This is a genomic window from Colwellia sp. BRX9-1 (genome assembly GCF_014077195.1).
Taxonomy (GTDB): Bacteria; Pseudomonadota; Gammaproteobacteria; order Enterobacterales; family Alteromonadaceae; genus Colwellia_A.
On the sequence record NZ_JACGVM010000005.1, the window covers coordinates 199,101 to 224,009 of the forward strand.

Sequence of the window (24,909 nt, forward strand, 5' to 3'; positions counted from 1 at the left end):
GCTGTTTTATTTAGAAAACTGAAACTCTTTGGGTGGCGTTGCTCCCATTAAATGTTCAACAAAATAATCCCAACGTTTGCGCATCATGTAAGGTTCACGCGCAAAACCGTGGCCGCGATTAGGTAACATCAACATATCAAAATCTTTGTTAGCCTTAATCAAAGCTTCAACGACAATCAAAGTATTGTAAGGTGGTACATTGGTATCGGTTGTACCGTGAGCGATCAATAATTTACCTTGCAAACTGTCAACCGATAACTGGTTTGCTTGGCTGTCGTAATTGCTAATGCCTTCTTCATCTATAACTTCAAGACCATGGTATTTTTCGCCCCATTCATCAGCATAGTTACGGTTATCATGATTACCTGCCTGTGATACAGCTACTTTGTAGAAATTTGGAAAAGTTAATAACGCGCGAGTTGATGCGAAACCACCGCCAGAATGACCCCAAATACCAACGCGTGTTACATCAATCCAATTATGACGCTTAGCTAACTGTTCAATGGCAGAAACTTGATCAGGAATACCACTGTCGCCCATGTTGCCATAATAAAATTCATGGAAAGCTTTTGAGCGACCCGGTGTACCCAAAGCATCAATTTCTATAACAATAAAACCTAACTCAGCAATTGCTTGGTTATCGCCACGAGAGCTACGAAAATGACGGCCACGAATACTACCTACTTGTGGACCTGGATATAAATAATTAACTACAGGGTAAGATTGGCTGGCGTCAAAATTTGTTGGCTTGTACATTAAACCATAAATATCATTTTCACCGTTTCTGTCTTTAACAATAAATTCAACCGGTGCTTGCCAGCCAGACGCTTTTAATTGGCTAATATCCATGGTTTCTATGGTCAATTCTTTGTTATTACTAACGGCACGTACTCGGCTTATTTCAGCGGTTGTTGGTGTTGCCGCGCGGTCTAAAAAGTGTGTGCCGGCTTTGTTTAACGTAATGCGATGGTGCTTTTTCTCAGGTGTTAATAAGGTTAACTCAGAGCCATCTTTGTTAACGCTGTAAAGATAATGGTAATAAGGGTCACTGCCTTCTTTGCCTGCGCCAGTGAAAATAAGCTTACCCGTTTGTTGATCAACATGGAGTAATTCGATAACCGTCCAGTCACCTTGGGTAATTTGTTGTTTAACTTTCCCCGTTGCTAAATCTATTAGGTATAAATGTCCCCAGTTACTGCGCTGAGAAAACCAAATAGCCTCATTACTTTTTTCTAAATACTGCCAACTAATGCCATCGACACCTGATTCAAAAAAGCTTTTTTGTGTTTCTGACATAACAAGCTTAACTTTACCGGTTTTAGCATCAGCAATTTTCAACGTGGCAGTTTTGTGATCGCGCGTAGAAGAAACAAAGGCAAATGTTTTACTATCGTCAGCCCAATCTATGTCTAATAGTTCGCCTTTACGTCCAGCGACATGGTCAGTGATTGTTGAACGGTGAGCATCGGGTGCCATATCAAGTGGCGTGACCTTTTTACTTTCAACGTCGATAACGACACGATGAATAGCAAATATATGTTCATCACCCGGTAAAGGATACTTCCAAACGTCAATTGTTGGATGGCCAACTGCGGTTGACACTATGCCCATGTCACCTACGTTGCGGCCATCATGCTTAAAGGTGGTTAATTTTTTTGAGTCAGGCGCCCAAGTCACTACGGGAGAATCACGACGAACCCAGCCAGCATTATTGGTTGCATAGCCAAAGTCTTTAATACCGTCAGTGGTGAGTTGGCTTTCTTTATCTGTTATTAAATCACGTAACCATAGATTATGATCGCGAATAAAGACGGCACGTTTACCATCAGGTGATAAGTTTTCCGCACTTTTTTGGCTTAGTTCATCAAGCTGGCATAAATAATGAGTTAAATCACATTGGTAACTCTTTGCCTTTACTGAAAATTTGATGTTGTTTGCAGATATAAACTCTACTTGAGTGAAAGGGAACTTATCGTGATTTACTTCGCTATCAGTAATGCGAGCAAGTGATTCTGCTAATTTTTTATGATCGAATGCGAGAGATTTTTTCTGGCTATTAATATCAACTTTAAAAAATTTATCGCCGTCTTCAGTATGGCTGCGGTATACCAAAGTGTCATTGCTTGACCATAACGGGTAGTCAACAGTACCTGTTACTAACTTACTGGTATAGCTTGATAATTGTTGTTCAGCTTTTTTATAGTCGTCAACGCTTAGTTGTTTTGCCGACAACAGGGTTGGTGTCAGTGCAGAAATAATTGCAACGCCACTGGCAAGAATAAGAGATTTTCTCATCTAAATTTACCTTTTTTCATTATTAGTTATTCACTCGAGGATAATACAAGCAAAGCTATGATCAGCCTAACATTTCCTAACCGCTTCAAGTGTAATTATCGTTAAATATACAATTTTATAAGATGAAAGAATCGTTATTAACAGGCAAAAAACATCCCCTTTAGACTTATGTCTAATTTCTAAATAGCGATTAACGTTTTAAGTTATATCCATAAAATAAAAATAAAACGATAAAAAGTAGCCAAAAGATCGTATCTGCAGTTTTTCTGAGGCTAATACACAACAAACGGGGATAGCAAAATGTTTAACAAGAAAAAGCTTCTATTAGCAACAGGATTATTCGCACTGGCTGGCACAGCAAATGCGGCTTACGAAATTAAATTAGACAACGACGATAGTATTACTTTTGGTGGCTATATCAAAGCCGACGCACGTTACATCGATGGTACTGTTGCAGCAACTGATTATTGGTATGGTAGTGGCACGGCACTAGACAATAGTATTTCTAATTTTGGTATTGCGGTAAATGAATCACGCATTAATACTAAATATAAGCATGGTGATTTAACCGGTTTTATTGAAATGGATTTCTATGGAGACGCTGTTAGAGGAGGGGGTAATGAAATTATCTCAAATTCGTCAAACCCACGTATTCGTCATGCATTTATTAAATATAAAGATCTATTAATTGGTGACACTTGGTCAACTTTTGTTAACACCAGTGCACTTGCAGAAGCCGCTGATTTTGGTGGTCCATTGTTATCAGCAGCTTTTATTCGTCAAGGACAAGTTCGTTACACTATGGGTAACTTTCAGGTCTCTGTTGAAAATCCAGAATCATATGGTGGTGTCAGTGGCAATGATTCTATGCCTGATGTTATTGCTCGTTATAATTTTAAAGGCGATTGGGGTAATGTCGCTATTGCCGCAGTAGCCAAACGATTACAAACCGTTGGTGGTAATGAAGAATCAGCACTAGGTTATGGTATTTCAGGTCGCATTAATACTTTTGGCAAAGATGACTTTCGTTTTCAATTTCATGGTGGTGAAGTAGGTCGCTATATTGGCGTAACCGCATCAAAAGATTTAATTGGCGAAGAAGTTGAAGAAACAACCTCAATCAGCGTTGCATACCGCCATTTCTGGACCGAAGATTTACGAAGCACGGCCTTTTATGGTAACACCACTACAGAAGTTGCAGATTATGACCGTACACATTGGGGTGTAAATTTATTTAAAAATGTTACTCAGCAATTATCCTTCGGTGTTGAAGTGGGTAATTTTGAAATGGCAGATAAAAATGTTGATTCTGACTACTTACAATTTTCAGCAAAATACGTTTTATAAGTATACCGTTACATAAAAGCAAAGAATTCACACGTTTTGCGTTAGTTGACCTCCTATTCTGAGGTTTTTTGGGGAAGCTTTTGCTTCCCCTTTTTTATGTACAGGATGTACGGTATAGCGAGGTGGCATGGATGCCAAAGAACGCATATGTCATCCTAATACAAAAACAACCGTCCCAAAAACCGTCATCCTGAATTTATTTCAGGATCTAGTGTTATGAATATGGCAAGAAGCACAGATACTGAAACAAGTTCAGCATGACGGAGTCTTTAGCATAAATTTAACATAACCAAGTCTTTAAAATAAAAAACCGTCATCCTGAATTTATTTCAGGATCTAGTGTTATGAATATGGAAAGAAGCACAGATACTGAAACAAGTTCAGCATGACGGAGTCTTTAGCATAAACTCAACATGAAGCAGTCTTTAGAATAAATTCAGCATGACGAGGTCTTTAGCATAAATTCAACACAACCAATTATTTAGAATAAAAGACCGTCATCCTGAATTTATTTCAGGATCTAGTGTTATGAATATGGAAAGAAGCACAGATACTGAAACAAGTTCAGCATGACGAAGTATTTAGCATAAATTCAGCACGACGAAGCCTTTAGCATAAATTGAACATAACCAAGTCTTTAAAATAAAAAACCGTCATCCTGAATTTATTTCAGGATCTAGTGTTATCAATATAGCAAAAAGCACAGATACTGAAACAAGTTCAGTATGACGAGGTCTTTAGCATAAGTTCAGCATGACGAAGTCTTTAGCATAAATTCAGCATGAAGCAGTCTTTAGAATAAATTCAGTATGACGAGGTCTTTAGCATAAATTGAACATAACCAAGTCTTTAAAATAAAAAACCGTCATCCTGAATTTATTTCAGGATCTAGTCGTTGATACTGATAACTTCAGTACCAACATCACCCCTCTACTACTTTTTAAACTTAGCAAAGGCATCAGCAAAAGCGTTACCCATAGCGGCATTTTCACTCTTTTTAGCGGGTGGCTTTGTATTACGTTGCGGGTTTGGCTTAGCCGTTTTGGGTGTGGTATTTTGTGAACGAGGCTGAGGCTTATTCGTCTGTTGGTTTTGTTCTGGCTTGGTGGTCACTGTTTCATCTAAACGCATAGATAAGCTAATGCGTTTTCTAGCCGCATCAACTTCCATTACTTTTACTTTAACAATATCACCTGCTTTCACAATTTCACGTGGGTCGCTAACAAATTTGTCAGTAAGTGATGAAATATGTACTAAGCCATCTTGATGAACACCTAAATCGACAAAGGCACCAAAATTGGCAACGTTTGAAATAACACCTTCAAGTACCATGCCGACAGTTAAGTCATTAATGGTATTTACACCTTCTTTAAACTGTGCGGCTTTAAAAACAGGTCGAGGATCTCGGCCGGGCTTTTCTAGCTCACTAATAATATCTTTAAGCGTTAATTCGCCAATATTAATATCGTTGAGATCTGTGATATTAATTTTACTTAATTGTTCACTATTACCGATTAAATCACTAATGTTGCTATTAAGATGGGCAATGATCTTTTCAATAACTGGGTAGCTTTCTGGATGAACACCTGAATTGTCTAGTGGATTTTTACCACCTGAAATACGTAAAAATCCCGCTGCCTGTTCAAAGGCTTTAGGACCCAAACGCGCTACTTTCTTGAGTTCTTTTCTGTCATCAAAACGACCATGTTCGTCGCGATAAGCAACGACGTTATCAGCCATCGTTTTATTTAATCCTGAAACTCGTGTTAATAACGCAGCCGAAGCACTATTTAAATCAACACCGACATTATTTACACAATCTTCTATAACATTGTCGAGGGTTTTACTTAGCTGGCTCTGACTTACGTCATGTTGATATTGACCAACGCCAATCGCTTTAGGGTCAATTTTCACTAGTTCAGCTAATGGGTCTTGTAAACGCCGTGCAATAGAAACCGCGCCGCGAATGGAGACGTCTAAATCTGGAAATTCTTTTGCGGCAAATTCTGAAGCAGAATAAACAGAAGCACCGGCCTCACTGACCATCACTTTTTGTGGTTTATTTGCTTCTAATGCCTGAATAACCTCTGCCGCGAGTTTGTCACTTTCACGTGAGCCAGTACCATTACCTATCGCGAGTAATTCAACTTTGTGTTGTTGGCATAAATTGACTAAGGTTCGTACTGATTTTTCCCAATGATTCTGTGGTGCGTGTGGGAAAATTGTCGCGGTTTGTAATAATTTACCGGTAGCATCAACAATCGCTAATTTACAACCCGTTCGCATACCTGGATCTAAGCCTAGTGTCGTTTTTGCACCAGCGGGCGCAGCCATTAATAAATCACTTAAATTGGTGGCAAAAACTTTTATCGCCCCATTTTCTGCTTGTTCACGTAAATTACCCAATAGTTCAGTTTCTAAGCTTAGGCTTAATTTTATTTTCCATGCCCAGCGTACCACTTTAGTGATAAATTCTGCACCAGCTTGTCCGGTTAAACGCAGATTGTAGTGCTCACAAATAATTTGTTCGGCACTTGAGTACTGACTATCTTCTTGGTTTGGGTCTACGTTAATACTGAGTTGTAATATTTTTTCATTGCGACCACGCAACATCGCTAAAGCACGATGTGAGGGAACATTTTTTAATAATTCTGAGTGCTCGAAATAGTCGCGATATTTAGCGCCTTCTTGCTGTTTGCCTTTAGCGACAATACTGGTTAAATGTGCTTGCTTTAATAAATGCTTACGCAGCTTTTGTAATAAATTGGCGTCTTGAGCAAAACGTTCAATAAGGATATAAATAGCGCCCTCAAGGACTGATTTTTCATCGCTAAAACCGGCATCATTATTGATAAAAGCTTTTGCTTCAACTTCTGGCGTTAACGCCCAGTTATTATAAAGGTTATTGGCAAGTGGTTCTAAACCCGACTCTATGGCTATTTGGCCTTTAGTGCGACGCTTAGGTTTAAACGGTAAATATAAATCTTCTAAACGGGTTTTGTTGTCTGCTGCTTGTAATTCTTTTTCTAATGCTGGCGTTAATTTATCTTGTTGGGTGATGCTGGTAATAATGACTTTTCGACGATCTTCAAGCTCACGTAAATAACTTAAACGTTGATCAATGTGGCGCAGATGATTATCGTCTAACCCTTGAGTAACCTCTTTACGGTAACGCGCAATAAAAGGTACGGTTGCGCCGTCATCAAGCAAGTTAATTGCTGAAGTTATCTGAGCGGTTTTAACGTTAAGTTCTGTTGCGATGAGTTCAGCAATGGTAGCCATTAATTGACGAGCCTTTTTGAAAGAATAAGTTTTAAAGCACTATGTTGCCATGGTTTGATAGCAGCATCAATTTGCTTGTTAGGTTTGTGGATGAAGATTAATGATTGAAAAATGAATGTTTTGTTTATCGCGTTTTTCGTATGAAAAACATTAGCCAAGTTAGACCTTAGTAAGGTCACTTGGCATTAAATGGCGATGCTAAAACTCTTCACTTTCGGGAAGGTCTGTTGGTAAATCGGCAGACAACCACTTACAAATTAGGTCATTTGCTGTTTCTAACCCCGTATATTTTAATGATGAAAAAGCTTGTACGGTAATATCTGCATTTAACGATGCTAAGGCTTTTTTAACCTGAAGCACTTCAGCACTTCTTTTGCCTTGTGAAAGCTTGTCGCATTTTGTTAATAACGCCAATATCGGTAAATCACTGTCCGCGGCCCATTGGATCAAGTCCATATCAAGATCTTTTAACGGATGACGAATATCCATTAAAATAACTAGGCCTTTTAAACAATCACGTTTTTCTAAATATTCGCCAAGTGCTTTTTGCCATTTTTTCTTCATTTCAATCGGCACTTTGGCAAAGCCGTAACCGGGTAAGTCAACCAAACGTCTGTTAGGTGCGACTTCAAAAATGTTAATAAGCTGCGTTCGACCCGGTGTTTTACTGACACGAGCTAAACCACGTTGGTTAGTTAAGGTATTTAGTGCGCTTGATTTACCCGCATTTGAACGTCCCGCAAAGGCCACTTCTATACCGTTGTCTTCAGGCAAGCGACGAATATCCGGCGCACTTAAAGTGAAAGTGGCTTTACTTAAATGAATAACAGGTGATGACAAAATGGTGTCCAATAACAAATAAAAAAAGCATTATATCTTTTTTTTCTCGTGAAACAGTAAAAAGTGTCATTTTTTAAGCTTAATTTTTACTATGCTTATTACACCGTGATGATATTAGTGTAAAATATGACTAGTTTTTTATATTCATCCGTTTATTTTTTAGTGAATACTTAATCAATAGTAATAGAGCAGAGAGCCATTCAATGAATAAAATTATTTTTTCGTTAATTCTTGCCGTAACGAGTATTAATGTCGCGTTCGCAGCAACCGGAAGTGTTGATGCAGGTAAAAGTAAAGCAGCTATGTGTAGTGCTTGTCATGGTGCTAATGGGATTGGCGCAAGTGATGCGTTTCCTAACTTAGCGGGTCAGCATGCTGCCTATATTGTTAAACAACTACAAGCCTTTAAAAGTGGTACACGTGTCAACGCTATGATGGGACCAATGGCTGCTGGCTTATCCGATCAAGATATGGCTGATATCGGTGCTTACTTCTCAAGTTTAGATAGAAGTGGCGCAACCGTTTCAGTTGAACTTGCTAGCATGCATTCAGCTCCGGCTGCTGTAGTAGAAACTGTTGCTTATGTTGGCAATGCTAGTGCAGGTAAGAGCCTTTACGAATTAGGTGATGCTTCACGTAATATTGCTAGCTGTATCGGCTGCCATGGTAAAGAGGGCAATAGTCAGGTACTAATCAACCCTAATTTAGCCAACCAACATGCCCAGTATATCGAAAAGCAATTATATGCTTTTAAAGATAAAACGCGCATTAACTATGCAATGAATCAATTTGCTGGTGCGATGACCGATGAAGATATTGCCGATATGGGCGCCTATTTTGCTGATACCAAGGCCGTTGCTCATGTAAAACCTAAGCGTGTTACTAAGGTTGCGATTATTACCGAAGAAGCGATTGCCGGAAAAGCAAAGTCAGCAATGTGTAGTGCTTGTCACGGTGCGGACGGTAATAGTTTAGTGCCTATGTATCCAAAATTAGCAGGACAACATGCGGAATATACAGCTAAACAACTAAAAGAGTTTAAATCTGGTGTGCGTGAAAATGCGGTAATGGCAGGTATGGCTGCAGCCTTGTCTGAACAAGACATGGCTGAATTAGGCGCATATTTTGCTAGTCAAAAACCGACGCCAGGTAATGGCAAGGGCTCTGAACTAGGGCGCAAATTATACTTTGGTGGAGACACAGCTCGTGGTATTACCGCTTGTATCGCTTGTCATGGCGCAACGGGTAAAGGTGTTGCAAAAGCTGGTTTCCCTGTTGTTGCTAATCAAAGTGTTGAATACTTAACTGCACAGTTAATGAGTTTTAAAACCGGTGAACGCAATAATGATCGTAATGGCATGATGGGAAATATAGCTAAACGTTTGAAGAAAAATGACATTGATGCATTAGCGCAATACATGTCTTCAATGAAATAAAGCACGGTTAAAAGAATATTTTTAAAAAAGCAGCTTAATAAGCTGCTTTTTTATGCCTGCTAAGTGATCAATAAATTAGTCCGATGGGTATAACTTGTGTAAACTGTTTGATATTGAAGACTGCAGTGCCTAAGGTAATAACCTTACCAATCATTGCTAGCCACATTTAATTATCTACATATATAGAGAGCTCATTGATGAAAAGAATACTACTAAGCTTGGTTTTATTAGGAACAAGTGCACTAAATATCAGCTATGCTGCCCAAGGTAATGTTGATGCCGGTAAAACAAAATCTGCAATGTGTGGAGCATGTCACGGTGTTGATGGTAATAGCTTAGTACCTATGTATCCTAGTCTGGCTGGACAAGGTAGTAGCTATATCGCGAAACAATTAGCTGACTTTAAAACGGGGCTAACTTCGGGCGGAAAAGAAGGCCGTGTTAATGCAATTATGGGTGGTATGGCCATGGCATTGAGCGAACAAGATATGCTTGATTTAGGCGCTTATTATAGTGCACAACCTGCAAAATATGCGGGTGGAGCAACCAGTGACGTTGGCAAAAAGCTATATTTTGGTGGTGATATAGAGCGTGGAATTACCGCTTGTATTGCTTGTCATGGCGCTGATGCAAAAGGCATGTCACAAGCTGGTTTCCCAGCTCTGGGCGGACAAAATGCAATGTACTTAACTGCTCAGTTGGAAAGTTTTCGTTCGGGAGCTCGCAACAATGACAAAAATGGCATGATGCGAAATATTGCTATGAAGCTAGAAGATGCAGATATTGCCGCCTTAGTGCAATACATGTCGACGATAAAATAGTCGCTTATAGCTACATGTAGTTCTGAACATCGTCTTTATTTGCCATCCATGGCACCAAGACATACCGTTCATCCTGAACATCGTCTTTATTTGCCATCCATGGCACCAAGACATACCGTTCATCCTGAACATAAAGCAGCTTAATAAGCTGCTTTTTTATTGGCTAAGATAGGTTAATGTCGTACACTAAAATAGATATTATTAGTTGGTAATTTGTTGATTTTAAAGGTAAGGGTAATTATCTTGATGGAACTGGGTCTTTAGTGAAAAATCATTCAGTTGTTAATAATATGATTGCTTGTCATCAATGCGATTCGTTATTACCTATGCCGTATTTATTAGAAGGACAAAATGCTTTATGTGGTTGTTGTGGCGCGATGTTGTTTTCAAAGAAGAGGGATGCGATTAATCGAACCCTTGCTGTCGCCATTGCAGGGTTATTGTTTTTTTTACCCGCGGCATTATTACCTATTATTGGCATCGGCGCCGCAGGTCTTTACAATGATGCCTCTCTGGTTGACTGTATTACGCTTTTAATTGATAGTCGCAATTACGTACTCGCCTTTGCTGTTTTTATGTTTACCATTGCTATCCCTGTAGTGAGGCTGATCACGGCCTTATATATTTCATGGTGCATAAAGTTTCAAAAAATTAAACCTTCGTTGTTAGTGTTTTTTCGCTCTTATCATGTTTTAGATACTTGGACGATGCTCCACGTTTTTTTACTTGGTGTTGTTGTTTCTATGTATAAACTTTCTTCACTGGCTGATATGACGATTGATGGTGGGTTAATTAGCCTAATATTCCTGTTGTTATGTTCAACATTGGTGTCGGTGACAATAGATCAGCACAATATATGGCATGAGCTGGAGAAATCTCTTGAGCAATAAAGCCCTTGCCGCAGGTTTAGGCAGTTGCCCAAAGTGTCATAAGCTCAATGTTATGCATAGCGAGCGACAAGTCTGTTCACGCTGTTTAACGCTATTTTCTGCTCGAAAACCTAAAAGTATTGAATACACGTTAGCTTGGACCATTGCCGCGTTAGTGATGTTTATTCCGGCTAATATTTATCCTATGATGGTGTTTTACACTTTCGGCAACCCCGAAGCATCAACCATTTTGGAGGGGATCGCCATTTTTATTCAAATGGGGATGTTGCCGGTAGCGATCATCATTTTTATTGCTAGCTTTGTTATACCCTTAGGGAAAATTATTGGGCTATTTACCTTGATGTACAACACCAAAAGAAAAACACAATTGTCGTTAAAACAACAAGGAAAGTTATATCATATTGTCGAATTTTTAGGACCATGGTCAATGCTCGATGTATTCGTGGTGACGGTCATGGCTGCGGTCGTTAATTTAGGCTTTTTATCTAGTATTGAACCAGCAGTTGGTATTACCTACTTTACTTTAATGGTAATTTTTACCATTTTTGCCGCGGAAAGCTTTGATCCGCGACTATTATGGGATAACTATCAGAAGCATAATCATCAGTCACTTTCTGAAAAAACATATAACAAAACGGATGTCCCTCATCATGACAAATAAAACTATTCTTGCCGAATCAAAAGCTATTATTAAAAGTCGAGAAGGTATTTCTGCTGTCTGGTTAGTGCCTATTATTGCGTTGTTATTTGGTGCTTGGCTAATTATAAAAGCTGTTTCTGACCGAGGCACGTTTATCACCGTTCAGTTTGAAAGTGCAAGTGGTATTGTGGTTGGTAAAACTCAAGTTCGCTATAAAGGACTTACCACAGGTATTGTTCGTGACGTTGAAGTATCTGAAGACTTACAGAGTGTTATTGTCGAAATTGAAATGATTTCAAGCTCAAAAAAAATGTTGACCGATAAAACACGTTTTTGGTACGTGACTGCCGACGTTTCATTTCAAGGTATTACCGGATTAGACACTTTGTTATCAGGGAGTTACATAAATGTGATGCCTGATATAGAAGAAGAAGGTAAAGCAAGGAGTCACTTTATTGCCTTAAGTGAAGAACCGGTATTAGATCAAGCAACGCCAGGTTTACATGTATCATTAACTACAAAAACTTTGGGTTCATTAGGCAAGAAATCGCCGGTTTTATTTAAACAAATTACCGTCGGTTATGTCGCTGGATTTAACTATGAGGCAACTTCTGATCTGATCAATATTAACCTTTTTATTGAACCTGAGTACGCTAACTTAGTAAAAGAAAACTCGCGTTTTTGGAATACCAGTGGCGTAACAGTATCAGGCTCATTAACTAGTGGTGTTACTGTTCATACCGATTCACTGGCATCTGTTGTTGCTGGAGGTGTGGCTTTTGGAAACTCTGATTATGAAGCTGTTATGGGACCAGCGATCAACGGCCAAAATTTCACCTTATATTCTGATTATGAAACCGCCAATATGGGCCATGAAATTCAGTTAATGTTAAACTGGAATTCAGGTATAGATCGCGATGCAGCGATTATGTATCAAGGGTTAACATTAGGAAAAATTACCGACTTTACTCGTATTGATCCCGAAGAAAGGATCATCGAAGCCAGTGCTATTATCAATCCTCGTATCATTCCCTATTTAACCAGTGGTTCGCAGTTTTTTGTTATAGCGCCAAATCTGGACTTAGGCGGCGTTACAAATTTACATACATTAATGCTAGGCGCTCACATTGGTATTCGTCCATCAGTTGATGGTAAACCGTTAAATAAATTTAACGTATATAATCAAGAGCCTGCCTACCAATATAGTGAGCCTGGGTTACATTTAGTGTTAAAAGCACAAGATGTTGGCTCTTTAACCACAAGCTCTAATATTTATTATAAACAGCAGAAAGTAGGTACTATTCAGGCAATTGAAAATATTGGCCCTAATGAATTTTTAGTACACATTTTCATTGAACCTAAATACAAAAGCTTTGTTTCTAGTGATAGTCACTTTTGGAACGCCAGTGGTTTGCATATTTCAGGTGGCTTACAAAATTTTGATATACAAGCACAATCTATTCAGTCGATGTTAGCGGGCGGTATTGCTTTTGACTTAGGTGATAATAATGAAAAATCAGCACCTAAGAATGGTGATAGCTTTCAGCTGTTTATTGATAAAAACGTGGCTAAACAACGTTCAACATTTAACCTTTATACGAATAGTGCCCATGGTTTAAGTAACAAAACCCGTATCATGCTAAGAGGTGAAGAAATTGGTTCTGTTCATAAAGTCATTCGCCAGCAAGACCAAGTTGCCCTTCAGGTTGGGGTCTTAACTGATTACGAATATATTCTCCGAGAAAACAGTCAGTTTTGGCTCGTTAATGCCGACTTATCCTTGTCAGGAATGACAAATACCGATGCTTTATTTGGCGGGGCGTATATCAGCGTTAACGTTGGAGAAGGTGAAAAAGCCCATGATTTTATTGTCACTGACTTACCACCGGCAAAACACTTATCATCACAAGGACTACAACTTTCGCTAAAATCAGAGCAAGGGAATGTCGTTAATCCAGGCAGTCCGATTAGCTTTAGAGGCATAGCTGTAGGACAAGTGGATAATGTTTCTCTCGATACTACAGGTAATAACGTTGAAATAAATATTACCGTTGATGAAGAATACCGACATTTAATTTCTAATTTTACCCGTTTCTACAACGCCAGTGGTGTAACTATAAGCGGTGGTCTAGGGAATTTTATTGTTAAAACAGAATCTGCTGATGCGATATTAAAGGGGGGGATCAGTTTTATAAACCCAGAAATAAAGCCTGAGCAAGACACCGTTGAAGAGGGAGAGAAATTTACCTTATTTGATAATGTTGAGTATGCAAAATTAGCGGGCGTTGCCATAGAAATTCATTTTAGTGATGTAGAGGGCTTGAAAAATAATTTAAAAATAAAATATCAAGATCAACAAGTTGGCTTAGTTTCTCGGATCAAATTTGATCAGCAAGGATTTGGCGCAACCGTTTATGCTTTTCTAAATGACAGTGGCCGAAAGTTCGCGGTTGCAGACTCAAAATTTTGGTTTGCTAAACCAGAGCTTGCTGTTGTGGGCTCAGTAAATGTTGGCGCTATTCTAGAAGGGGGCTTTATTGGATTAATGCCAGGTAAGGGAGAAATAAGTCATCGCTTTGAGGCCAAAGCCATTATGCCTGTAACAACGACGCTTCCTTCAGGGTTAAATCTTTCATTAAGTGCAAAAAACTTAGGTTCAGTAAGAACTGGCAATCCTGTGCTCTATCGACAAGTTAAAGTTGGTCGGGTAATTGGTGTCGACTTATCACCTACTGCCGACACCGTTAATATCTATATTAATATTTATCCGCGTTATGCGCCTTTAGTAAGTCAAAGCAGTCGGTTTTGGAATACCAGTGGTATTCGTATTGATGCGGGGCTTTTTTCAGGGATCAATATAGACTCAGAATCTATAGAAACACTGCTTGCCGGTGGTATAGCTTTTGCTACACCTGAGGTTGACGTTAAGGAGACTTTTCAGCCAGCAGAGCAAGGACAACTATTTAAGTTAGCACGAGATGTTGATGACGATTGGCATAAGTGGCAACCTAAAATTGAATTGTCGCAATAAGAACAAGAGATACCCCCCTTAACTTTGTTCAATACACTGTTGGCGATAGCGTTAAGGAAAAGCCGTAAATTTGGTCTAAAGTTACAATTTGTTGTTTATTTATTAATAACTATAATAATAAAGTTCATACAATTCGTTAAAAACCAATAGGTAACGAATTGGCATGACTCATGCTTTTAAGCATGCAAACAATATTAACTCATTATAATAATACAGTGGAAAAACCTATGGAAAATGAATTCCCCGGCACTAATAAAGAGCTAACACCGCTCACAAACTCTAATCGTATTCAAGTGATGGACTTACTTCGTGGCTTTGCCTTAATTGGCATTATTATGATGAATATCGAATGGTTTAATCGCCCTGTTAGCGCATTACTGAGCTTTGATTATAGTCTTACTGGCTTCGATTGGGCATCAAGTTGGTTAGTTAAAGTGTTTGTAGAAGGCAAATTTTATAAGTTGTTTTCAATACTTTTTGGTATGGGTTTTGCCATCATGCTCGTTAGGGCGCAAGAGGCAGATCGTAAATTTGGCGCATGGTTTACCCGACGTATGTTGGCATTATTTGTTTTTGGTATGGCGCATTTAATTTTTCTTTGGGGTGGAGATATTATTCACGACTATGCGGTAGGAGGTTTGCTTTTACTGGGGTTTGTTTTACTTTTACGCACTAAAAAATTAGCGCGATTTAATACCCCCGCGACGTTTGCAAAAGTGGGTTTCTCGCTATTACTGATGCCGTTATTGGTTTCAATGTTTGCCGCTCTTTATTTTGGTGTTACCCGTGACAACACCGTAATAACCAACGATTGGCAACAGGAAGTCAGCATTAATCAGCAGCTTGATGTGTTACTGCAACAAGAAAAAGATAATCCTAAAGAAATATGGGTTAGTAAAAATACAGAGATTGAAGAAGAAAGTACCTTAATAGCAGCGAGTGGAGCAGTAATCGAGGGTGATGTTGAAGCATTAGAAGAAAGAGAAGAAGCTGTAGAAGAAGTCGATGAAGATAGCATGACCGACGAAGAGCTTATTATTTATAAAGCTCAACAACGTTTTGAACGAAAACAAAGCCGTGCGCAAGATGAAGCAAAAGAAACAGCAGCTTTTACGCAAACTAGCTATATTGAAGCGACTAAGTACCGAGCTAAAAGCGCCGTTGAAGCTTTAGGTAACACGCCAACCTTTGCCTTCTTTGTTTGTTTACCTCTTTTCATGGTGGGCTATTGGTTAGTCGCTAGTGGCAGAATGAAAAACCCACAACAACACCAAAGTTTCTTCAGTGTTATGTGCTGGGGCGGATTGAGCATTGGCCTACTGTTAAGTATTGCAGGAACTTTTATTAGTCTACACCCAGTGACAAAAAGTGCTATCGAAGTGAGAGCCGGCGGACAAACTATTTTTTATTATGGGCAGTTTGTTCTCTGTGCCGGTTATATTGGCTTGTTTGTAAAATTAGCCAGCAAAGCTTGGTTTATCAAAGGTTTTTCATGGTTGGCACCGTTAGGAAAAATGGCGCTTACTAATTACATCGGTCATTCTATAATCTTAACGACAATATTTTATGGCTATGCTGGTGGTATGTTTGGCCAAATAGCCCGCGGACAACAAATGCTTATTGTCGTCGCGGTGATTTTTGCCCAAGTTGTTTTTTGTACACTATGGTTGAAATTCTTTAGATTTGGCCCGTTAGAATGGTTATGGCGCTCAATTACGTACCTGAAATGGCAACCACTACGCTTAGAAAAAAAACTTGATACAAGTATAGCTTCTTAGGTTTTACTGGGAAAAATTACTGCATAATATGCTGGAATTGTTTAACTGCGATTTCAGCATTCTCACTTTCAGTGATCGCGGTAACAACCGCTATACTGTCAACACCCGTCTGCCAAACACGTTCTGCTCGTTGATGATTAATACCGCCAATGGCTACAACCGGAATATTGCTGGCTAATTTCAATAGCTGTTGTAAGTTTTCTACCCCTTGAATTTGTCCGCTCATATTTTTAGTTTTAGTGGGAAATATAGCGCCAATCGCTAAATAAGAGGGTTGTAATTGTTGTGCTAATAAAAATTCATAACAACCATGAGTACTAATACCTAAGTGTAAACCTGACTGATGAATCTTAGTTAAATTAGCGTTTTGTAAATCTTCTTGGCCGATATGCACACCGTAAGCGCGATGCTTTATTGCTAATTGCCAATAATCATTAATAAACAAGCGCGTTTTATACGGCTGACTAATGGCTATGGCTGCAATGATTAGTTTTTCAAGCTCGATGTCCGTCTTATTTTTCAACCGTAGTTGAATAATATTTAAGCCTAATGGCAATAAACGTTTTAACCAATAAAGTGAGTCAACCACAGGGTAAAGCCCAAGCTTATTATCTGATAGTGCCAACGATGGAAAAGGCGGTAACTGCTGATATTTCTTGACTAGGTTGGATGATATTCTGGGGAAAAAGTCAGCACTATTAGGCCAATGGGTTTGTTCAAATGCGCCATAATAATCGGTTTTTTTCATGCTAGCAGTTACCGATTTAGCTAAACCCTGATTAATAAATGTTTTGGTTAAGGTAAAGGCATCACGTAATAAATAGCCGTGTGCTAAAAAAGCCGCTAATGCGCTAGCAAAGGAGCATCCACCACCATGACTGTAAGAAGTATTTATTCGCGGTGAAGAGAGTTGATAACTTATCGATGATTGCTCAACGTGATGTAAACAATAGTCATCACTGACTTGTAAACCATCATTGTCTAACACGGCACTGTGCCCACCTTTTACGATGACGCTGGCGACGCCTAATTCGGCAATTTTTATTGCCAGCTCAACGGGGTTAAGTATCAATAAGTTTGATAATTGTTGCGCTTCCACCAGGTTGGGGGTAATAACATCAATATAGCTGAACAATAGGGTTAAATCTTCTCGCTGTAGTGTCGAAAAACGACCACCGACGCTCGCTTGGCCAACGGGGTCAAAAACGACACTTATTTTTGAGTAGTTAGCTTTAAAGCCCGCTAATAATTCGGTTAACCATGTGACTTGTTCAAGATTGGCTATTAAGCCAATCTTAATGACACTGGGTGGTTTATCACTAATTAATACCTTAGCTTGTTGTTGTAATGTCTCGCTAGCGACCGGATTTATCGAGACAAGGCGGTTAGCGTTTTGTACGGTATTCGCGGTGATCAAATGACAAACTTCAACACCCAAGGCATGACCTGTTTTTATATCGGCGGCAATGCCCGCACCACCAGAGCAATCGCTGCCAGAAATCGTCCATACAATCGGTTTTTCTTTAACACTTTCTGTCATAGCTTTATCCTTGTTGCCTTATTGATGCCAAAAAGGTGTATCTAGGGTTGGGGTTGATGGGTGAGCGGTTTGTCGTTGCTGCATTACACCCGCCATGTATCCTTGCTCGCCAGCGACAATGGCTTGTGCGAAGGCTTTTGCCATCAGCACCGGACTATCTGCCAAGGCAATTGCTGAATTTAATAATACGGCGTCGTAACCCATTTCCATAGCTAGACAAGCATCTGAGGGTTTACCAATACCCGCATCTAAAATGAGAGTTGCATCTGGAAGCCGCGAACGAATTGTTGCTAAATTATAAGGGTTCATTAGACCCTTACCTGTGCCTATTGGCGATGCCCAAGGCATGATCACCTGACAACCTAAGTCATATAAACGCTGACACACCACTAGATCGTCGGTGCAATAAGGTAGCACTTTAAAACCCTCATTTAACAACTGTTCACTGGCCTTTAATAGCTCGATAGGGTCTGGTTGTAAATTATAGTCATCACCGATAACTTCCAATTTTATCCAATCCGTTTGAAAAATTTCGCGGCTCATTTTTGCTAGGGTTACCGCTTCTTTAGCTGTTTTACAGCCCGCCGTATTGGGTAATAAAAATCCCTGAGTCTCTTTAACAATCTCTTGAATATACTGCCAAATTTTTGCGCCTGACTGTTGCGCAGGGTTTTGGCGTTTTAACGACAAGGTGACAATTTTTGAGCCACTGGCTAATATCGCTTTTTTCATGATCTGTGGCGAAGGATAAAGTGCGCTACCAATTAATAAACGACTATTAACCGCTTGTCCGTATATCATTAGTTCGGTTGAAAATGTCATCATTAACCTCCCTGAATAGGAAACAGTACATCTATACTGTCCTCTTGATTAATTGTGGTTTTTTGATAGTCAGCTTTACCAATAAAGTCACCATTAAGGGCTACGGCAAAACTTTGTTTTTGCTGCTCTGGCGTTAAATAATGCAGTAATGCCATTGATATATTGGGTGTTTTACTGGCAATGGTGATTACTTGTCCATTGATAAAATAGGTTGTTATAGCTGCTTTAGTATTCATTGATGGCTAACCACTTATGATAAGGAGATTCTGTTAATGAGCGACACTCGAAAAAATGCGCAACGGTAAACTCTAACTGCTTTAACACAACCGGCGCAATAAGGTAGCCGTGGCGAAACAGTCCATTGACTTGGATAAGCCGATTTTGCAGTGATATTTTAGCTTGGTTATCACTAAAAGCAGGTCTTAACTGGCTAATATGTTGATGAATATTGGCTTCAGCAAATCCAGCATGGACACTATAAGCCGCGCTGAGTAATTCCATTGAAGAACGTACCGTCATTGGCGCGCAGTCTTCACTTTCGATTTCAGTTGCTCCCACGACATAAAAGCCGTTAGTTTTAGGGGCTATATATAATTGATAGCGAGGGTGCATTAAACGAATAGGCCGGGTAATATTGACTTCAGGGGAAAATAACTGAAATATCTCACCTCGTACTCCTCGTAAATCTTTTAAGGGGGCTGCGGTGTTTTCGCCTGCACTGTTGCGTGCGCCTGCACCGCGACAGTCAATTGCTAAATCAGCAGCAATAATATGCTTTGACGTGTTAGTTTGCTTACTGCCTTTGTTGCCTAGTGGGTTATCCTCATGGTAAGTGACTAAACAGCTCGATTTTTGCTGTTCAATGTTAACGACAGGTGAATTTTCTAACCAAGTAACGCTACTTTTTTCTAGCTGCTTTTGCAGGGCTTTTAGTAATTTACGATTACCTATTTGCCCTTCTTCAGGTAAAAACAACCCATGATTAAAGCGATGAGCTAATTCAGGCTCAAGGGCAAGTATTTGTTGGCGATTCAGTTGCTGTAGCTGATGTTGCGGATAATGATTTTTGATATAAGCCATGAAACGCTGATAATCGCCTTGGTCTTGTTCATGGCTAACCATTAAGGTGCCTGCTTGTTGAAAATAAGTGTAACTGTCTAATTTAGCAAGAATCTCAGGCCAAAGCGCTAATGACTCAAAGCCCATTTCAACAATATTACGATCGCTATGCATAGCTTCACCTAGCGGCGTTAATAAACCGGCAGCAGCATAAGCGGCACTTTGGTGGCCCTGTTTATTATCTTTATCAACCAAGGTCACTTGATGACCTTGATTAACCAAAGACAATGCCATTAAACGACCCACTAATCCTGCGCCAATAACAACGATATTGGCACAGATTTGAGTAGGTTTAGGGAACTGCTGAGAAATAGTCATCGGCTGACTATTTCACCTGATGGTAAATTTCACTACCGGCCGCTTTAAATTCCGCCGACTTTTCAGCCATGCCTTGTGCAATATCGGTTGGCGTTGCATCTAAAACAATGACTTCGTCAAGTAACTGTATTTCTATTTTATTGCTGGCTTCAAGACCCGCGGCATAATCACGTACTTCCTGAGATATTTTCATCGAACAGAATTTTGGCCCACACATAGAGCAGAAGTGGGCAACTTTACCTGATTCTTGTGGCAAGGTTTCATCGTGATAAGCCTTGGCTCTTTCAGGGTCTAAACCGATATTAAATTGATCGTACCAACGAAATTCAAAGCGCGCTTTGCTCATCGCATTATCACGAATTTGTGCCCCCGGATGACCTTTTGCTAAATCGCCGGCATGGGCAGCAATTTTATAGGTCATTAAACCTTCTTTAACATCTTCTTTATTGGGTAAGCCTAAATGTTCTTTAGGAGTGACATAACAAAGCATGGCACAACCGTACCAACCAATATTAGCGGCGCCAATACCCGAAGTAATATGGTCATAACCCGGTGCAATATCAGTCGTTAACGGACCTAACGTATAAAAAGGTGCTTCACCACAATGTTTAAGTTGCTCGTCCATATTTGCTTTGATCATATGCAGTGGCACATGCCCGGGGCCTTCAATAATCGTTTGTACATCATGCTGCCAAGCAATTTTAGTTAATTCGCCTAAGGTATGTAATTCGGCAAATTGTGCTTCATCGTTGGCATCAGCAACCGAGCCCGGGCGTAAACCGTCGCCGAGTGAAAACGAGACATCGTATTGCTTTAATATTTCACAAATATCTTCAAAGTGGGTGTATAAAAAATTTTCTTTATGATGCGCTAAGCACCACTTCGCCATAATTGAACCACCACGTGAGACAATACCGGTGACACGCTTAGCGGTCATTGGAACATAGCGTAATAATACACCGGCATGAATGGTAAAATAATCAACACCTTGCTCGGCTTGTTCGATAAGGGTATCGCGGAAAATTTCCCAGGTTAAGTCTTCTGCCACGCCATTTACTTTTTCTAGCGCTTGATAGATAGGCACCGTACCAATGGGCACTGGCGAGTTGCGCATGATCCATTCGCGGGTTTCATGAATATTACGACCCGTTGATAAATCCATTACCGTGTCTGCGCCCCACTTGGTCGACCAAACCAGTTTTTCTACTTCTTCTTCAATGGAAGAGGTCACCGCCGAATTACCAATATTGGCATTTACTTTAATTAAAAAGTTACGACCAATAATCATCGGCTCACATTCTGGGTGGTTAATGTTTACCGGAATAATTGCTCGGCCACGCGCGACTTCATCACGGACAAACTCTGCGGTAATTTGCGCTGGAATACTGGCGCCAAATGACTGACCTTTATGTTGTAGTAGTAAGGTTTTATCTTTGACCTCTTCACGTTTTAAATTTTCACGAATGGCAATATATTCCATTTCAGGGGTAATGATCCCTTGGCGAGCATAGTGCATTTGGGTAACGTTTTGACCTTTTTTAGCGACACGCATTTTAGGTAAGTGTTCAAAGCGTATTGCGTCAACACCATCGTCAGCTAAACGTTGTTGAGCATAAGTAGAGCTATTTGATGTTAAGAGCTCAACATCACCACGACTATCAATCCAACTTTCACGCAGGCGAGGAATACCTTTGTGTACGTCTATCTCGACACTTTCATCGGTATAAAAACCTGAGGTATCGTAGACGCAAAGAGGTTCATTTTTTTCGTAGGTTGGCTTATCTTTATTACCCGCTAATAAAGTATCAGACAAGGTGATTTCGCGCATACCTACCTTGATATCGTGAATTTTACCTTGCACATAAACTTTTTTAGAATTTGGGAATGATTGATCAGAAACGTTTTTTAAGAATGTTTCAGCTTGTTCGCGACGTTCTCTGCGAGTGAGTTTGTTAGCTGGTTTGGTCATTTTTTTGCCTTTTAATAATATGCATTTCGTTATAAATGCACGAATAAAAAAGACGAAGTGTAGAGTGAGGAAAAAATAAAAAAGTGACGAATTAATCCTTTAACTCTTTTATTTTACCTTGTTCCCTTACGCAGATATTAATCTGATCAGGTTCTACGGATCCCGCTTTCGCGATCTCAGCTTTGAATATTTCTTTAGAAATAATCTCAGCACTCCGACAAGTAATTGTGGTGATTCTATCGTATTAGTTTCAAAATACGCAATCATAATGTTGTATTTGGTTATAATTAATTTTTAGATAACGATGTGAGTCGTTGACAGATCTTACCCTTTTTAGGGTTCACAATTTATATTACACAATGCTAGTATATTGTATACGAGAGAGTGTTAGGACAATAACAATGATAAAAAAACGGATAACGACTTCACTTGCTGGCTTAGTTTGCGCTATGGTTTTTGCTGGGCATGTTAGCGCGAGTAATTGGCAACAAGAAAGTGGCAAAGTAACGCACCAAGAAAAATTACGGGGTACTATTACACCAGAAAGAAAGTGGTGGGATTTAATTCATTATCATCTTAATGTAAAAGTTGACCCTGAAACTAAGCTTTTTTCAGGTAAAAACACCATGACTTATAAGGTGTTAGCTAAAGGTGAACGTTTACAAATAGAACTACAGGCGCCAATGAAGCTTGAGAAAGTACACCAAAATGGTAAGGCGCTTGAAGTAGAGCAAGATGGCTATTCTTATTTTATTACCCCAGCCAGTAAGCAAGAAATAGGCTCGGAGCAGAAGATAACTATGTACTTCTCTGGACAGCCCGTTACCGCAAAAAACGCCCCATGGGATGGCGGTATTACTTGGAAGAAAGACAGTAATGGCCTCGACTTTATTGCCACTTCAAATCAAGGCATTGGCTCTAGTATTTGGTGGCCAAATAAAGATCATCCTGCCGACGAGCCTAACAATGGCGTGTTAATCAGCGTTGAAGTGCCAGAACATTTAATGGATGTGTCTAATGGTCGATTAATTAAAGTTGAACACAATAAAATTGATAAAACAAAAATTTATCATTGGCAAGTTGTGAATCCTATTAATAATTATGGGGTCAATATTAACATTGGTGACTATGTTCATTTTGGTGAAAAGTATCAAGGTGAAAAAGGTCAGCTTGATATGGACTACTATGTTTTACGGGAAAACTTAGCGAAAGCAAGAAAACAGTTTAAAGAAGCAAAACGAACCATTGAAGCGTTCGAGCATTGGTTTGGTCCTTATCCGTTTTATGAAGACAGTTATAAACTGGTGGAAGCACCATATTTGGGGATGGAGCATCAAAGTTCGGTGACTTATGGTAATGGTTATCAAAATGGTTATTTAGGGCGTGATAGAAGTAGTACTGGCCCAGGATTATTATTTGATTTTATTATTGTTCATGAATCAGGTCATGAGTGGTTTGCCAATAACATCACCAATAAAGATGTTGCCGATATGTGGATCCATGAGAGCTTTACTAACTATTCAGAAAGTTTATTTTTAGAGTATCATTTCACCAAAGAGCAAGCCTTTGAATACGTTCGTGGTCAACGGATGAATATTGGTAATCAATCCCCTATTATTGGCGAATATAATGCTAATCGCGGTGGTTCTGGTGATATGTACGATAAAGGTGGCAATATGCTGCATACTATTCGCCAAGTGATTAATAATGATAGAAAATGGCGAGAAATACTCCGTGGACTAGGTAAAGTTTTTTATCATCAAACAGTGACTACCCAAGATATTGAAAACTACATTAGCACACAATCAGGTATCGACTTAAGTAAGGTATTTGATCAATATTTACGTGATATACGTATTCCCACTTTCGAATATTTTATCAAAGATAAAGTGATGAAAATTCGTTGGGGTAACGTGGTTAAGGGTTTTGATATGCCGTTACGCGTCACTATTGCCGGTAAAACACAGTGGCTGGCACCAACAGCAACTTGGACTACTGTTGAACTTGAGCAGGAAAATCCAAATATAGCCGTTGATGCTAACTTTTATATTTCGACACTCAGTGTTTTAGGTCATTAGTTTTAAAAGTTAACGGTATAAAATTAAAAAGGAGAGCTTATTGCTCTCCTTATACGTCAACGGTCAGTTAAATATTGCGCTTAAAAAGCGTATTTAAAACCAACAGAAAGTAATTTAGTACCGTCATACGTTTCATAAGAGGCTTCAACGCTCACTTTTTTATTGAGGCTATAACCAACACCAGCGCCGAAACCAAACTCCCATGAATCATCAGACGCTGATTCGCCACGGTAGCTTGCTTTGAGGTCTAAGTTTGCATAAGACGGCATCACATAAACATATGCGCGATTGTTGAAGTCGTATTGACCACGCAAAGACAAAGCGAGTAAGCTTTCTACTTCAATTTTAGCACCGTAAAGTGAGTCGTCACCAACACCAGAACCGAGACGAAGTTCAGGCATCAAGTAAAAGTTTTTCGCTGAATTTTCAATTTTATATGCCACTGAGCCATAGATAAAGTTCAAAGAAATATCGTCGCCATCAGAGCTATCAGATAACTGACCGAATCCACCGCCCACTTGCCAATCAGCAGCTACGGCTGTTAGGGAAAGACTGAAAAGAGTGAGTGCAATAGCGGTTTTCTTAAACATAATAAATCCTTTATTTTATTTGGGTTAACTTTAGGTTAAATTAAGGTGAAGATTTCGCGCAGAGCTTAACACCAAGATATTTTTTGTTCAATAATCTTTAATAAATTATAGTC

General features: G+C 39.4%; 17 protein-coding genes, 1 pseudogene and 1 riboswitch. Of the genes and pseudogenes, 9 read left to right on the plus strand and 9 right to left on the minus strand.

Annotation, left to right across the window (positions count from 1 at the left end):
- Positions 1 to 6: 6 nt before the first annotated feature.
- Positions 7 to 2,295 (minus strand): DPP IV N-terminal domain-containing protein, encoded by a 2,289-nt coding sequence (locus tag H4J76_RS07485; RefSeq protein ID WP_182230343.1) that lies wholly within the window; start codon positions 2,293 to 2,295, stop codon positions 7 to 9.
- A gap of 300 nt (positions 2,296 to 2,595) precedes the next feature.
- On the opposite strand from H4J76_RS07485, the gene H4J76_RS07490 reads away from it, so the two are divergent.
- Positions 2,596 to 3,642, plus strand: coding sequence for a DcaP family trimeric outer membrane transporter (locus H4J76_RS07490; RefSeq protein WP_070375439.1), 1,047 nt, complete (start codon positions 2,596 to 2,598; stop codon positions 3,640 to 3,642).
- A gap of 933 nt (positions 3,643 to 4,575) precedes the next feature.
- Here H4J76_RS07490 and H4J76_RS07495 read toward each other — a convergent pair.
- Both H4J76_RS07495 and yihA read right to left on the minus strand, forming a co-directional pair.
- Positions 4,576 to 6,924 (minus strand): Tex family protein, encoded by a 2,349-nt coding sequence (locus tag H4J76_RS07495; protein ID WP_182214524.1) that lies wholly within the window; start codon positions 6,922 to 6,924, stop codon positions 4,576 to 4,578.
- Between the two features lie 198 nt (positions 6,925 to 7,122).
- Positions 7,123 to 7,764 carry a ribosome biogenesis GTP-binding protein YihA/YsxC gene (yihA, locus tag H4J76_RS07500; protein WP_220465222.1) on the minus strand — a complete coding sequence of 214 codons (642 nt, stop codon included), beginning with the start codon at positions 7,762 to 7,764 and terminating at the stop codon, positions 7,123 to 7,125.
- Positions 7,765 to 7,967: 203 nt separating this feature from the next.
- On the opposite strand from yihA, the pseudogene H4J76_RS20280 reads away from it, so the two are divergent.
- The 7 genes and pseudogenes from H4J76_RS20280 to H4J76_RS07530 all read left to right on the plus strand — a co-directional run.
- Positions 7,968 to 8,594: pseudogene (locus H4J76_RS20280) on the plus strand (c-type cytochrome); the annotation flags it as partial.
- On the plus strand, positions 8,589 to 9,200 hold the full coding sequence (locus H4J76_RS20285; RefSeq protein ID WP_220466007.1) for a c-type cytochrome: 612 nt from the start codon (positions 8,589 to 8,591) through the stop codon (positions 9,198 to 9,200). The pseudogene H4J76_RS20280 and the gene H4J76_RS20285, both read left to right, overlap by 6 nt.
- Positions 9,201 to 9,397: 197 nt before the next feature.
- The gene (locus H4J76_RS07510) at positions 9,398 to 10,021 is read left to right on the plus strand and encodes a cytochrome c (protein WP_070375442.1); all 624 of its coding nucleotides are present in this window, start codon (positions 9,398 to 9,400) and stop codon (positions 10,019 to 10,021) included.
- A gap of 263 nt (positions 10,022 to 10,284) precedes the next feature.
- Positions 10,285 to 10,911 (plus strand): paraquat-inducible protein A, encoded by a 627-nt coding sequence (locus tag H4J76_RS07515; protein ID WP_182214521.1) that lies wholly within the window; start codon positions 10,285 to 10,287, stop codon positions 10,909 to 10,911.
- Positions 10,901 to 11,572 (plus strand): paraquat-inducible protein A, encoded by a 672-nt coding sequence (locus H4J76_RS07520; protein ID WP_182214519.1) that lies wholly within the window; start codon positions 10,901 to 10,903, stop codon positions 11,570 to 11,572. Before H4J76_RS07515 ends, H4J76_RS07520 begins: the two co-directional genes overlap by 11 nt.
- Positions 11,562 to 14,582: a PqiB family protein gene (locus tag H4J76_RS07525; RefSeq protein WP_182230345.1), complete on the plus strand. Its 3,021-nt coding sequence runs from the start codon at positions 11,562 to 11,564 to the stop codon at positions 14,580 to 14,582. The genes H4J76_RS07520 and H4J76_RS07525 overlap by 11 nt, the downstream gene beginning before the upstream one ends.
- Before the next feature lie 227 nt (positions 14,583 to 14,809).
- On the plus strand, positions 14,810 to 16,360 hold the full coding sequence (locus H4J76_RS07530) for a DUF418 domain-containing protein (RefSeq protein WP_182230346.1): 1,551 nt from the start codon (positions 14,810 to 14,812) through the stop codon (positions 16,358 to 16,360).
- 16 nt (positions 16,361 to 16,376) lie between these two features.
- Here the strand turns inward: H4J76_RS07530 and thiE are convergent, their stop codons facing one another.
- Genes thiE through thiC form a run of 5 tightly spaced genes read right to left on the minus strand, consistent with a single transcriptional unit; the run spans position 16,377 to position 22,128 of the window.
- Complete coding sequence (gene thiE, locus H4J76_RS07535; RefSeq protein ID WP_182230347.1) at positions 16,377 to 17,900, minus strand: thiamine phosphate synthase; 1,524 nt, start codon at positions 17,898 to 17,900, stop codon at positions 16,377 to 16,379.
- Between the two features lie 18 nt (positions 17,901 to 17,918).
- Positions 17,919 to 18,722, minus strand: a complete 804-nt coding sequence (locus H4J76_RS07540) for a thiazole synthase (protein WP_182230360.1) — start codon at positions 18,720 to 18,722, stop codon at positions 17,919 to 17,921.
- A gap of 2 nt (positions 18,723 to 18,724) precedes the next feature.
- Positions 18,725 to 18,958: a sulfur carrier protein ThiS gene (thiS, locus tag H4J76_RS07545; RefSeq protein WP_182230348.1), complete on the minus strand. Its 234-nt coding sequence runs from the start codon at positions 18,956 to 18,958 to the stop codon at positions 18,725 to 18,727.
- Positions 18,948 to 20,159, minus strand: a complete 1,212-nt coding sequence (locus H4J76_RS07550; RefSeq protein ID WP_220466000.1) for an FAD-dependent oxidoreductase — start codon at positions 20,157 to 20,159, stop codon at positions 18,948 to 18,950. Before H4J76_RS07550 ends, thiS begins: the two co-directional genes overlap by 11 nt.
- Positions 20,160 to 20,166: 7 nt before the next feature.
- Positions 20,167 to 22,128: a phosphomethylpyrimidine synthase ThiC gene (gene thiC / locus H4J76_RS07555; protein WP_182230349.1), complete on the minus strand. Its 1,962-nt coding sequence runs from the start codon at positions 22,126 to 22,128 to the stop codon at positions 20,167 to 20,169.
- Positions 22,129 to 22,233: 105 nt separating this feature from the next.
- Positions 22,234 to 22,355, minus strand: a riboswitch (TPP riboswitch).
- Positions 22,356 to 22,529: 174 nt separating this feature from the next.
- Here thiC and H4J76_RS07560 point away from each other — a divergent pair.
- Positions 22,530 to 24,206: a M1 family metallopeptidase gene (locus H4J76_RS07560; protein ID WP_220466001.1), complete on the plus strand. Its 1,677-nt coding sequence runs from the start codon at positions 22,530 to 22,532 to the stop codon at positions 24,204 to 24,206.
- Between the two features lie 80 nt (positions 24,207 to 24,286).
- Here H4J76_RS07560 and H4J76_RS07565 read toward each other — a convergent pair whose 3' ends face one another.
- On the minus strand, positions 24,287 to 24,796 hold the full coding sequence (locus tag H4J76_RS07565) for an outer membrane beta-barrel protein (protein WP_182214509.1): 510 nt from the start codon (positions 24,794 to 24,796) through the stop codon (positions 24,287 to 24,289).
- Positions 24,797 to 24,909 lie beyond the last annotated feature (113 nt).